Below are 11,715 nucleotides of genomic sequence, written 5' to 3'. Positions count from 1 at the left end.
CGGTCCTCAGAGGGTCGCGACGTAGAGCTGCGCCTGCTCGACCGCCACCAGCGTGGCGGCGAGACACTCCTCCAGCTCCTGGCTGGCCTGGGTCAGCGAGGCCTGGGCCGCCTCGACGGTCTCGTGGCCGCTGCCCTCCAGCGCGCCGGCGAGGGTCTGCTGCGCCTCGGCCAGCTTCTCGCCGGCCGCCTGCACCGCTGTCTGCCCGTCTCCTATCTGCTGGAGAGCGACATCGATCGCTGCCTTCAGCTCGGCGACGCTCGCCACGGGGGACCTCCTGGGGGCGGGGGAGATCTCCATTACAACGTATCCCGACGGGTGGGCGAACATCCGCCCTCGCGGCGTTCCTGCCCGACTGTCCGATTACCGCCCTGACGTGGGTAAAGGCGCTCCCCGGCGGCACCCGTCGGTCCCGTCGGCGGACCCCCGGGTCCCGTCGACGGGACGCAGTGGCGGTCAGCGGGGCAGCCGGCGCGGGCCGTACACCTCGGCACCGAGCGCACCCACCCGGGCCCGCAGCTCACGGTCGGCGGTGACCACGGCCCGGCGGCGCCCCGGCGCGGCCGCGACCAGCTCGACGATGGTGTCGTCGCCGGACCCGGGCGCGGACACCACGGCCACACCGGGCACCGCCGGGACGTTCCGGGCCGCGCCCTCCACCACCAGCACCACCTCGACGGGCGGCGGCAGCTCCGGCGGCACGCCCGCCTCGGCGAGCGGCACCAGCGCGTCCCGCAGCCGGGCGGCCGCCCCGGCCCGGTCCCGCCACCAGCCGTCCGGCCGCGAACCGACCACGTTCGCGCCGTCGACGATCAGCAGCGGCCTGGACTCCATGCCCCCAGCGTGCCACCCGCACGCGTTTGTCGCGCCGACCGGCGGGTAGCCACCGCCGACCGTGCCGCGCCTTGTCGCGCCCCGGCGGCCGTGCCGACCGACTGCGGAGGACAGAGATGATGGGACCCGGTGACTTCGGCAACGACCCGTGGGACGAGTTCCTGGCCCGGTACTTCGGGCGGGGCGAGGGGGGACGCCGGCCGGCGCACCGGGTCGACATCACCCGGCTGATGACCGCCGACGCGCGGGAGATGCTGGCCGACGCGGCTCGCCGCGCCGCCCAGAAGCACAGCAACGACCTGGACACCGACCACCTGTTGTGGGCGGCGTTGCAGCGCGAGCCGCTGCGGGACCTCGTCCGCCGGGCCGGCGCCGACCCGGACGCGCTGGTCAACGCGCTGGGCGGGCGCGGCGAGGGCGCGCCCCGCGGCGAGGTGCCGCCGAACCTGTCGCTCACCCCGGCGGCCAAGCGGGCGCTGCTCGACGCGCACCAGCTCTCCCGGGCCATGGGCGCCAACTACATCGGCCCCGAGCACATCCTCATGGCCCTGCCGCTCAACCCGGAGTCGCCGGCCGGCCGGATGCTCGCCGCCGGGCGGATCCAGCCCGAGTCGCTCCAGGCGGCCAGCGCCGAGCGCGGCCCGTCGACCGGCCCGAAGCCGGACCGGGGCACCCCCACCCTCGACCAGTACGGCCAGGACCTCACCGAACTGGCCCGGATGGACCAGATCGACCCGGTGATCGGCCGCGCCGACGAGATCGAGCAGGCCGTGGAGATCCTGTCCCGGCGCACCAAGAACAACCCGGTGCTGATCGGCGAGGCCGGCGTCGGCAAGACCGCCATCGTGGAGGGGCTCGCCGAGCGGATCTGCGACGGCGACGTCCCGCAGACCCTGATCGGCAAGCGGGTCATCCAGCTCGACCTGGCCGGCCTGGTCGCCGGCACCCGCTACCGCGGCGACTTCGAGGAACGGCTCAAGAAGGTGATCGATGAGATCCGCGCCCACCGCGAGGAGCTGATCGTCTTCCTGGACGAGATCCACACCCTGGTCGGCGCGGGCGGCGCCGGCAGCGAGGGCGGCATGGACGCGTCCAACATGCTCAAGCCCGCCCTGGCCCGCGGCGAGCTGCGGGTGATCGGCGCGACCACGCTGGACGAGTACCGCAAGAGCATCGAGAAGGACGCCGCGCTGGCCCGCCGGTTCCAGCCGGTGCTGGTCCCCGAGCCCAGCGTCGAGGACACCGTGGCCATCCTGCGCGGCCTGCGCGACCGGTACGAGGCGCATCACCAGGTCCGCTTCACCGACGAGGCGCTGGTCGCCGCCGCCGAACTGTCCGACCGGTACGTCACCGACCGGTACCTGCCGGACAAGGCGATCGACCTCATCGACCAGGCCGGCGCCCGGGTGCGGCTGCGCACCCGTACGCCGGCCGCCGACGTGCGCGAGCTGGAGCAGCAGCTCGACGAGGTACGCCGCGACAAGGAGCAGGCCGTCTCCGACGAGCAGTACGAGCGGGCCACCCAGCTGCGTGACCGCACCGCCGAGCTGGAGGACCAGCTCCGCCGCGCCCGCGGCGACGAGGGCCCCAACCACGTGCCCGAGGTCGGGCCGAAGGAGATCGCCGAGGTGGTGTCGCGGGCCACCGGCATCCCGATCAACCAGCTCACCGAGGAGGAACGGGACCGGCTGTTGCGCCTGGAGGGACACCTGCACGAGAAGGTGGTCGGCCAGGACGAGGCGGTCAGCGCGGTGGCCGAGGCGGTGCGCCGCTCACGTACCGGGCTGGCCGACCCGGACCGGCCCATGGGCAGCTTCCTCTTCCTCGGCCCCACCGGCGTCGGCAAGACCGAGCTGGCCCGGGCCCTCGCCGAGGCGCTGTTCGGGGAGGCCGACCGGATGGTCCGGGTGGACATGAGCGAGTTCCAGGAGCGGCACACGGTCAGCCGGCTGGTCGGCGCGCCTCCCGGCTACGTCGGCTACGAGGAGGCGGGCCAGCTCACCGAGGCGGTGCGCCGCCGCCCGTACGCCGTGGTGCTGCTCGACGAGATCGAGAAGGCCCACCCGGACGTGTTCAACATCCTGCTCCAGGTGCTCGACGACGGCCGGCTCACCGACAGCCAGGGGCGCACGGTGAACTTCAAGAACACCGTGCTGATCATGACGAGCAACCTCGGTTCGGAGCTGATCACCGGCACCCAGCGCACCGTCGGCTTCGGCGCGGGCGAGCCCGGCGAGCAGGAGTCCAGCGAGCTGCGGGAGCGGCTGATGCGCCGGCTCCAGGAGAACTTCCGGCCCGAGTTCATCAACCGGATCGACGAGGTGATCATCTTCCAGCGGCTGGAGGCCGAGCAGCTGCGCCAGATCACCGGGCTGCTGCTGGAGGAGACCCGCCGCCGGCTGCACGCCCAGGACATCCGGGTCGAGTTCACCACCGCCGGGGTGGACTGGCTGGCCGAGCACGGCTACCAGCCCGAGTTCGGCGCCCGGCCGCTGCGCCGGGTGATCCAGCGCGAGGTCGACAACCGGCTCTCCCGGATGCTGCTGGAGAACGAGATCTCGCCCGGCCAGCAGGTCACCGTCGACGCGCGGGACGGCCAGCTCGCCTTCGAGGTGAGCGCCACCGACCGCGGCTACACGGCCGCGTCGACGTCCCATCCGCGATGAGGGAAGACGCCCCAGCCCCGACGGATCGGAGGGCGGACATGACCGAACCCGAGGAGACCCGGGAGGACACCGAGCGCACCGAACCCATCGTCGCGCCCCCGACGGCCAACCCGGCCCGGGTCAAGGTGCCGCCGGAGGGCCTGAAGCAGCACACCGACAAGGGCGAGGGCGACCCGACGCCGTCCGGGTCGCCGGCGGAAGAGGAGGCGTGATGGTACGCGAGGCGCGACTCGACCCCGAGGTCGAGGTGATCTGGGACGACTTCCACGCCGAGGTGAACGTCCCCTCCGAGCAGCTGCGGCGGTGGCTGCTCACCCGCGGCTCGGGGGAGGAGGCGTTCGGCCCGAACCCGGACCTGGACCTGCCCGAGCCGGGGCGGCGGATCCTCCAGGTGCTGACCAAGCGCAAGGTGGACCTCACCCCGGACGACATCGAGGTGATGCGGAACGCCATCGAGCAGATCCGGGCGCTGACCGCGGCGAAGCCGAGCCGGGGCAACGCCGACGACGAGTGGCGGCACTCGCTGCTCGACCTCGGCCACGACGTCCTCATCGAGCGCTGAGGCGCCGTCTTCTGAAGGCGACACCGCGAGGGCACCCGGGATCTGGTCCCGGGTGCCGCCGCCGTCGGTCTACTCCGATTCCATGCTCGGCAGTTGCAGTCCCGCGGCGTCCGCCGCGTCCTGCCGCTCGCCGCGGGCCCGCTCCTCCCGGGTGAGCAGGTTGGCGTACTCGGTGATGTCCGCCGGCTCCGGCACCTCGGGCAACCGGCGCAGGAACGCCTCCAGGTCGGCGGAGGCGGCGGTGTGCGCGGCGGCCGCCTGGCGCAGCAGCTCCCGCTGGTCGGCGGCGGGGTACAGATCAGTCATGCCGCCCAGATACCCGCGCTCAGGCGGTTCGCACCCCGCCCGCCGTGGTCGGCTGCGCGCCGAAGTCCGGGTGGGCCAGCAGCCAGGCCAGGTAGTCCGGGTGGTTCGCCAGCGCGTCGGTGTACGACGCCACCGCCGTCTCCAGCACCGGCTCGGCGACCCGGGCCGCCGGGGCGTCCGGGTGCCAGCCGAGCAGCAGCCGCCAGCGCAGCGGCGTGCCGGCCAGCCGGCGGGTCACCAGCCCGGCCACCGGGCGGAAGGTGGCCTGGCACAGCGCGACCGCCTCGCCCGCGTCCACCAGGTCCAGGCAGCCCCGCACGTCCGCCTCGTAGACCTTGCGGGGGGTGAAGCCGGCCCGGGCGCAGGCGGCCGCGAAGCAGTCACCGAAGCAGCCGTCCCCGGGTGCTGCCACCCACTGCTCGCGGCGCAGGTCCACCAGGCGCACCTCGTCGCGTCCGGCCATCGGGTGGGTCTGCGGCAGCAGCACGAAGACCGGGTCGACGGCCACCTCCCGCCAGCTCAGCCCGAACTCCGCCGACGGTGTGGCGTCCCCGCACACCCCGGTGAGCGCGAAGTCGAGCCGCCCGCCGGCCACCAGTTGGGCCAGCTCGTCCACCGACCAGGACGCGTACGTGGTGATCTGCACCTCGCGGCGTTCGGCCGCGAGCCGGTGCACGAGCCGGCCCAGGATGGGGCTGTTCACCCCGCCGAACCGGTACCGGCTCAGCGGGTCGCCCGCCCCGGCCAGCCGGGCCGCCTCGTCCTGGAGGCCCTTCATGGCCGGCAGCAGCACCCGGGCCCGGTCCAGCACCAGCTCACCCAGCGCGGTGGGCCGGGCGCCCCGGCGGTCCCGCTCGAACAGCGGCCCGCCGAGGGCTCGCTCGATGCGCTGGAGCTGGGCGGTCAGCGCCGGCTGGGCCAGGCCGAGCGTCGAGGCCGCCTTGGTGACGCTCCCCGTCTCCGCGATCGCGCAGACCACCCGCAGGTGTCGCAGCTCCAGATTCATACGGTGACGGTAGGACCACCCAGCGGGTGGGCGAAAGGGTCCGACGGCATCGGTATAGCTGTATGAACCAGGGGTTCAGAGGTCGCGGGGTCGCTCCAGGTCCGCGAGGCGGGTGCGCCGCCCGCTGACCACGTCGCGCACCTTGTCCAGCACGCCCACCGCCGGCTCGACGATCTTGTTCCAGGGCGGGGTGGCCGGCGTGCCCGGGTGCGGCCGCGTGGGCGCCGCCTCCTCGGCGATCTCCCACCGGTTGCCCAGCCGGATCAGCTCCGCGTCGCTGGCCACCTCGCGCAGCGGCGTCAGCAGCGCGGCGACCCGGCTCACGTGCCGGCGTACCCGGTCGGCGACGTCCGCCACCGCGGGATCGTCCGGCCCGGACAGTCCCTTGAGCGCGGTCAGCAGGGCCGCGTCGGCCTCGATCTCCCGGTCCACCAGCTCGCCGCTCTCCGGCACCGCCGCCCGGGCGGCCGGGAAGAGGTACTGCTCCTCGGCGGAGAGGTGCCGGGACACCGCGGCGGTCAGCACGTCCAGCACCTCGCGGCGGCGTGCCCCGTCCAGGCCCGCGTCGGTGACCTGCCCGGCCAGCCCGAGCAGCGACCGGTGCTCCCGGTCCACGTGGTCGGCCAGGCTCCGCCCGCCCGGCCGGTACGCGTCGTCGGCGGCGGGCGGCAGCGGCGGCAGCGGGACGGTCATGGTGCCCTCCGGGATCGACGGGTGTGGCGGTCCGGCGGTACCCGCCCGCGCGATCCGCGAAACCGCGCCCCCACCGGGGCCGACCGTCGGGCCGGGCCGGCTGGTATGAAGAACCGATGACGAGCGACGCCGCCTCCGCCCGACCGGACCCCACCGACGAGGTCGTGGACCTCTGCCGCGACCTGCTGCGCATCGACACCACCAACACCGGGGACAACGACACCAGCGTCGGGGAGCGCCGGGCCGCGGAGTACGTCGCCGAGAAGCTCGCCGAGGTCGGCGTAGACGCGGAACTGATCGAGTCCGCGCCGGGCCGGGCCAACCTGGTCGCCCGGATCCCCGGCACCGACCCGGGCCGGGACGCGCTGCTCGTGCACGGCCACCTCGACGTGGTGCCCGCCGACCCGGACGAGTGGTCGGTGCACCCGTTCTCCGGCGAGATCCGCGACGGCTACCTGTGGGGCCGGGGCGCCATCGACATGAAGGACTTCGACGCCATGGTGCTGGCCGTGGTGCGCGGCTGGCAGCGCGCCGGTGTCCGCCCGTCCCGCGACATCGTGCTCGCCTTCACCGCCGACGAGGAGGCCGGCAGCGACTACGGCGCGCACTTCCTCGCCAAGCGCCACCGGCACCTCTTCGACGGCTGCACCGAGGCGATCGGCGAGGTGGGCGGCTTCTCCTACTCGGTCGACGAGTCGCGGCGGCTCTACCTCATCGAGACCGCCGAGAAGGGCATCGACTGGCTGCGCCTGCACGCCAAGGGCCGCCCCGGCCACGGCTCGATGGTGCACGACGACAACGCCGTCACCGCGCTCGCCGAGGCGGTCGCCCGGATCGGCGGGCACCGCTTCCCGGTCGTCATGACCGACACCGTACGGGCGTTCCTGGCGGAGGTCTCCGACGTCCTCGGCATCGAGATCGACCCGGACGACCCGGAGACCGCGATCGCCAAGCTCGGCCCGATCGCCAACATCATCGGCGCGACCATCCGCAACACCGCCAACCCGACCCGGCTGGCCGCCGGCTACAAGGACAACGTCATCCCGGGCCGGGCCACCGCCACCATCGACTGCCGCAGCCTGCCCGGCCAGAGCGAGGTGCTGGAGCGGCAGCTGCGCGAGCTGGTCGGGCCGGACATCGCCATCGAGTACGTCCAGCGCCAGCCCGCCCTGGAGACCACCTTCGACGGCGACCTGGTCGAGGCCATGTCGGCCGCGCTGCGCGCCGAGGACCCGGGCGCCCGCCCGGTGCCGTACATGCTCTCCGGCGGCACCGACGCCAAGGCGTTCTCCCAGCTCGGCATCCGGTGCTTCGGCTTCGCGCCGCTGCGGCTGCCCGCCGACCTCAATTTCTCCAGCCTGTTCCATGGCATCGACGAGCGGGTTCCGCTGGACGGACTACAGTTCGGCGTGCGGGTTCTCGACCGCTTTCTCCGCAGCTGCTGACCGTGCCCGTCGCGCCGCCGGCGCGGAACCTCCCCCATCGCGAAGGGACTGCCTCACATGACCGACCAGCACGGTGAGCTGGACGCCGCCCTCGAGCGCGTGATCGACGCGGCCCGCGCCCACCTGGCCGCCGTCCGCGCCGCCCAGGGCCGGATCGACGACGACGCCGTCTGGCAGGCGTACGTCGCTTTGAACAACGCCTCGTTCGCGTACGACGAGCAGCTGCTCGACGCGTTCGGCGAGGTGACGCCCTGGGACGTCGAGTCGATCGACCCGGACGAGGCCGACGAGCGCTTCGGCGGCGGCGAGGGCGTCGAGGCGACCGACCCGCACCCGCGGGTGATCTCGGTGCGGCAGCGGCGGGACTACCGCGTCCCCAGCGTCGCCGCGCTGATCCGGGCGGCCGAGGCGGCCCGCCGCGAGGGCGCCCCGGAGGAGGACGAGACGGCCCCCGTCGAGGGTGTCGGCGAGGCCGTGCTGGAGCTGCTGCAGAGCGGCGACGGCTCGCTGTCCGCGCTCGACGTGCCCGAGCTGGAGCCGCTCGACGGCGTGGTCATGGTCAGCGAGGTCGGCACCCCGGTCGACCTGGAGTCGTTCGACGACGACGACCCGGTCGGCCCGTTCCAGCCGGCCGCCGACGACCGGCTGGTCGGCCGGCTCGACGAGCACCCGTTCCTGGAGCTCGACGAGGAGCACGACCACGACCACGCCCACTAGGCCGTGACGTCCCCGGGGCCCACCGTGCGGTGCCGGCCCCGGGGACGCCTCGCGTCCGGGCCCGCCGTCAGTAGGAGAGGCCCGGCTGCGGCTGGTTGACCCGGCGGCGCCGCAGCATGACCTGCCGCGTGCCGTCCCGGTACAGCCGCACCCGGGCCAACTCCCAACCGGAGAACTCCGCCTGGATCGCCAGCTGCGCCGCGGCGGTCAACCGATCGACGTTCGAAGGCAACCGCAGCGGCGCGTATTCGTAGTCCATGGCCTCTATGCTGCCCAGCTCCGCAGCCTGCCGCCACCCCCTGAGGGTGACCCACGTCGCCCGTGTCGCGCACCGGGGCGGGCGGCGGGCTCAGCCGTCCCGTTCCGGGTAGCCGACCGGCACCGCCGAGACGTCGTCCAGGGCCGTGACGATCTCCTCCGGCAGGGTCATCCGCTCCACCTGGAGCGCGCCGAGCAGCTGCCCGACGGTCCGGGCGCCGAGGATCGGCGCGGTCACCCCGGGCCGGTCCCGGATCCAGGCCAGCGCCACCTCCAGCGGCGACACGCCCAGACCGCCGGCCGCGATGGCCACCGCCTCCACGATGCTGGAGCAGCGCGGCTCCAGGTAGGTGGCGACGAAGCGCTCGAAATGCGGCGACACCGCCCGCGAGTCCGCCGGCCGCCCGTTGCGGTACTTGCCGGTCAGCACCCCGCGGCCCAGCGGCGACCAGGGCAGCACGCCCAACCCCATCGCCTCGCAGGCGGGCAGCACCTCGCGCTCCACGCCCCGCTCCAGCAGCGAGTACTCCACCTGGGCGGCGACCACGGGGGCCCGCCCCGGCCAGGCGGCCTGCCAGGCGGCGGCACGGGCGGTCTGCCAGCCCGAGAAGTTCGACACCCCGACGTAGCGGGCCTTGCCGCTGGACACCGCGTGGTCCAGCGCGGAGAGCGTCTCCTCCAGCGGGGTGCCCGGGTCGTACCCGTGCACCTGCCAGAGGTCGACGTGGTCGGTGCCGAGCCGGCGCAGCGAGGCCTCCAGGGTGCGCAGCAGGTGCCCCCGGGAGCCGTCCCGGCGGCGGCCGCTGCCCGGCCGCAGCCCCGCCTTCGTGGCGATGAGCAGATCGTCGCGCGGCACCAGGCTGCCCAGCAGGGAGCCGATCACCGACTCGGCGTCGCCGTCGGCGTACACGTCGGCGGTGTCCACGAGGTTGCCGCCCGCGTCGAGGTAACTCTTCAGCTGGGCGGCCGCGTCGTCGGCATCGGTGTCCCGTCCCCAGGTCATGGTGCCGAGCGCGAGCCGCGAAACCGCCAGCCCGCTTCGGCCGAGCGGTCGCTGTTGCATGGGTGAACCTTATTTCGAACCCGGCGTCACGGATATCCTCGCCCGGAGTCAAGTTCCTGCCCGACCTGACGGGCGGGTGTGACGTGTTCGAGGTGATCCGGTGATCCGCTCCACCGCCCCCATTGCGTAACCTGATGCGACCTGTGGTGCGGACGGTGGGAGGACCAGTGCGACTCGGGCTCAGCCTCGGATACCAGACGGCGTGGAGCACGCCCGCCGACCACCTGGCTCTGGCCCAGGAGGCGGATCGGCTCGGCTACTCGGTGGTGTGGGCGGCGGAGGCCTACGGCTCCGACTCGCCGAGCATGCTGGCCTGGATGGCCGGCCAGACCGAGCGGATCGACGTGGGCGCCGCGGTGATGCAGATCCCCGCCCGCACCCCGGCGATGACCGCGATGACCGCCGCGACCATCGACGCCCTCTCCGGCGGCCGGTTCCGGCTGGGCCTGGGCGTCTCCGGCCCGCAGGTCTCCGAGGGCTGGCACGGCGTCCGCTTCGCCAAGCCCCTGGCCCGCACCCGGGAGTACGTCGACATCGTGAAGCTGGCGGTGGCCCGAAAGGAGGTCGCGTACGACGGCGAGCACTACACGCTGCCGCTGCCGGACGGCCCCGGCAAGGCGCTGCGGCTGGGCTTCCACCCGCCGCGCGAGCACATCCCGATCTACCTGGCCGCGGTCGGCCCGAAGAACCTGGAGCTGGCCGGCGAGATCGCCGACGGCTGGCTCGCCGTCTTCTACGCCCCGGAGTTCGCCGAGGAGCAGCTCGCCTCGGTCCGCGCCGGCCGCGCCAAGGCCGGCAAGGAGCTGGCCGGCTTCGACGTCGTCCCGTCGGTGCCGGTGGTGGTCGGCGACGACATCGCCACCTGCGCCGAGCTGGTCCGCTGGTACGCCGCCCTCTACGTCGGCGGCATGGGCAGCCGGCAGCAGAACTTCTACAACCAGCTCGCCACCCGGATGGGCTACGGCGACGCCGCCCGCGAGGTGCAGGACCTCTACCTGGCCAAGCGCCAGCGCGACGCGGCCGCCGCGGTGCCGATGGAGTTCATCGACCGCACCTCGCTGCTCGGCCCGAAGGAGCGCATCGCCGAGCGGATGCGGGAGTACGCCGCCGCCGGCGTCACCACCCTGTCGGTCACCCTGTTCGTGGCCGACCGCGACAGCGGCGTGCAGACCCTCCGGACCGTCGCCGAGGCGCTGGACCTCTCCGGAGTCGGCGAGTGACCTGGGTCGAGGCCATCGTCCTGGGCATCGTCCAGGGGCTCACGGAATTCCTGCCCGTCTCGTCCTCCGGCCACCTGCGGATCACCTCGGCGATCTTCTTCGGCCGGGACGCCGGGGCGTCGTTCACCGCGGTGACCCAGCTCGGCACCGAGGCGGCGGTGCTCATCTACTTCTTCAAGGACATCTGGCGGATCGTCCGGACCTGGTGCCTCGGCCTGTTCGACCGCTCGGTGCGCTCCAGCCTCGACTACCGCATGGGCTGGTACGTCATCGTCGGCACCATCCCGATCGGCATCTTCGGGCTGCTCTTCAAGGACCAGATCCGCACCGCCGGCCGGAACCTGTACCTGATCTCCGGCACGCTAATCGTCTTCGGCCTGGTGCTGGCCTTCGCCGAGTACTGGGGGCGGCAGACCCGCACGCTGGAGAACTTCCGGATGCGCGACGGCGTCATCATGGGCTTCGCCCAGGCCATGGCGTTGATCCCGGGCGTCTCCCGCTCCGGCGGCACGCTCACCGCCGGCCTGCTGCTCAACCTCACCCGGGAGACGGCTGCCCGCTACTCGTTCCTGCTGGCCATCCCGGCCGTGGTGATCTCCGGCGTTTTCAGCATCCCGGACGTCTTCGAGCCGTCTGCGCCGGGCACGGCCGCGCCGAGCGGCGCGCAGATGATCGTCGCCACGGTGATCGCGTTCGGCATCGGCTACGCGGCCATCGCCTGGCTGCTGCGCTACGTCGCGCACCACACCCTGTACCTGTTCGTCCTCTACCGGGTGGCGCTCGGCTCCCTGGTCCTGTGCCTGCTCCTCACCGGCACGATCAACGCCACCTGAGCCGACCCGCAGACGCCGAAGGCCGGCACCCGTTCGGGTGCCGGCCTTCGTGTCGTGGATGTCAGCTGTTCCAGTTGTGGGCGACGATGTCGGCGGCCTGCTGCTCCCACTG

14 protein-coding genes are annotated in these 11,715 nt (G+C 73.5%); 7 read left to right on the top strand and 7 right to left on the bottom strand.

Going from position 1 to position 11,715, the window contains the following annotated elements; translation table 11 throughout:
* Positions 1-6: 6 nt before the first annotated feature.
* Together NLX85_RS32325 and NLX85_RS32320 are read right to left on the bottom strand one after the other, a co-directional pair.
* The gene (locus NLX85_RS32325) at positions 7-267 is read right to left on the bottom strand and encodes a hypothetical protein (RefSeq protein WP_030504016.1); all 261 of its coding nucleotides are present in this window, start codon (positions 265-267) and stop codon (positions 7-9) included.
* A gap of 189 nt (positions 268-456) precedes the next feature.
* Entirely contained in the window at positions 457-834 is a 378-nt protein-coding gene (locus tag NLX85_RS32320) for a hypothetical protein (RefSeq protein WP_254341608.1), read from the bottom strand.
* Between the two features lie 116 nt (positions 835-950).
* Between NLX85_RS32320 and NLX85_RS32315 the strand changes: the two genes are divergently transcribed.
* Genes NLX85_RS32315 through NLX85_RS32305 form a run of 3 tightly spaced genes read left to right on the top strand, consistent with a single transcriptional unit; the run spans position 951 to position 4,062 of the window.
* Positions 951-3,500 (top strand): ATP-dependent Clp protease ATP-binding subunit, encoded by a 2,550-nt coding sequence (locus tag NLX85_RS32315; RefSeq protein ID WP_254341605.1) that lies wholly within the window; start codon positions 951-953, stop codon positions 3,498-3,500.
* A 38-nt stretch (positions 3,501-3,538) separates the two neighbouring features.
* Positions 3,539-3,712, top strand: a complete 174-nt coding sequence (locus NLX85_RS32310) for a hypothetical protein (RefSeq protein WP_254341604.1) — start codon at positions 3,539-3,541, stop codon at positions 3,710-3,712.
* On the top strand, positions 3,712-4,062 hold the full coding sequence (locus NLX85_RS32305; protein ID WP_212836627.1) for a DUF3140 domain-containing protein: 351 nt from the start codon (positions 3,712-3,714) through the stop codon (positions 4,060-4,062). The genes NLX85_RS32310 and NLX85_RS32305 overlap by 1 nt, the downstream gene beginning before the upstream one ends.
* Positions 4,063-4,131: 69 nt before the next feature.
* On the opposite strand, the gene NLX85_RS32300 is transcribed toward NLX85_RS32305, so the two are convergent.
* From NLX85_RS32300 to NLX85_RS32290, 3 genes are all read right to left on the bottom strand, one after another.
* The gene (locus NLX85_RS32300) at positions 4,132-4,368 is read right to left on the bottom strand and encodes a hypothetical protein (protein ID WP_091308900.1); all 237 of its coding nucleotides are present in this window, start codon (positions 4,366-4,368) and stop codon (positions 4,132-4,134) included.
* A 19-nt stretch (positions 4,369-4,387) separates the two neighbouring features.
* Entirely contained in the window at positions 4,388-5,374 is a 987-nt protein-coding gene (locus NLX85_RS32295) for a LysR family transcriptional regulator (RefSeq protein ID WP_254341603.1), read from the bottom strand.
* Positions 5,375-5,449: 75 nt separating this feature from the next.
* Complete coding sequence (locus tag NLX85_RS32290; RefSeq protein ID WP_254341602.1) at positions 5,450-6,067, bottom strand: hemerythrin domain-containing protein; 618 nt, start codon at positions 6,065-6,067, stop codon at positions 5,450-5,452.
* Positions 6,068-6,183: 116 nt separating this feature from the next.
* Between NLX85_RS32290 and NLX85_RS32285 the strand changes: the two genes are divergently transcribed.
* Entirely contained in the window at positions 6,184-7,512 is a 1,329-nt protein-coding gene (locus NLX85_RS32285) for a M20/M25/M40 family metallo-hydrolase (protein ID WP_254341601.1), read from the top strand.
* Between the two features lie 57 nt (positions 7,513-7,569).
* Positions 7,570-8,229: a hypothetical protein gene (locus tag NLX85_RS32280; RefSeq protein ID WP_254341600.1), complete on the top strand. Its 660-nt coding sequence runs from the start codon at positions 7,570-7,572 to the stop codon at positions 8,227-8,229.
* A 67-nt stretch (positions 8,230-8,296) separates the two neighbouring features.
* Here the strand turns inward: NLX85_RS32280 and NLX85_RS32275 are convergent, their stop codons facing one another.
* On the bottom strand, positions 8,297-8,488 hold the full coding sequence (locus tag NLX85_RS32275) for a DUF5703 family protein (RefSeq protein ID WP_091265978.1): 192 nt from the start codon (positions 8,486-8,488) through the stop codon (positions 8,297-8,299).
* A gap of 90 nt (positions 8,489-8,578) precedes the next feature.
* The gene (locus tag NLX85_RS32270; RefSeq protein WP_254341599.1) at positions 8,579-9,550 is read right to left on the bottom strand and encodes an aldo/keto reductase; all 972 of its coding nucleotides are present in this window, start codon (positions 9,548-9,550) and stop codon (positions 8,579-8,581) included.
* Between the two features lie 167 nt (positions 9,551-9,717).
* On the opposite strand from NLX85_RS32270, the gene NLX85_RS32265 reads away from it, so the two are divergent.
* Both NLX85_RS32265 and NLX85_RS32260 read left to right on the top strand, forming a co-directional pair.
* Positions 9,718-10,770: an LLM class F420-dependent oxidoreductase gene (locus tag NLX85_RS32265; RefSeq protein WP_091265972.1), complete on the top strand. Its 1,053-nt coding sequence runs from the start codon at positions 9,718-9,720 to the stop codon at positions 10,768-10,770.
* Complete coding sequence (locus NLX85_RS32260) at positions 10,767-11,603, top strand: undecaprenyl-diphosphate phosphatase (protein ID WP_254341597.1); 837 nt, start codon at positions 10,767-10,769, stop codon at positions 11,601-11,603. Before NLX85_RS32265 ends, NLX85_RS32260 begins: the two co-directional genes overlap by 4 nt.
* Positions 11,604-11,715 lie beyond the last annotated feature (112 nt).

The organism is Micromonospora sp. A3M-1-15, from assembly GCF_024213425.1.
In the GTDB taxonomy this organism is placed as follows: Bacteria; Actinomycetota; Actinomycetes; order Mycobacteriales; family Micromonosporaceae; genus Micromonospora; species Micromonospora chersina.
Note: the sequence above shows the minus strand (reverse complement) of the source record. Positions and strands in the feature narration are given on the sequence as shown.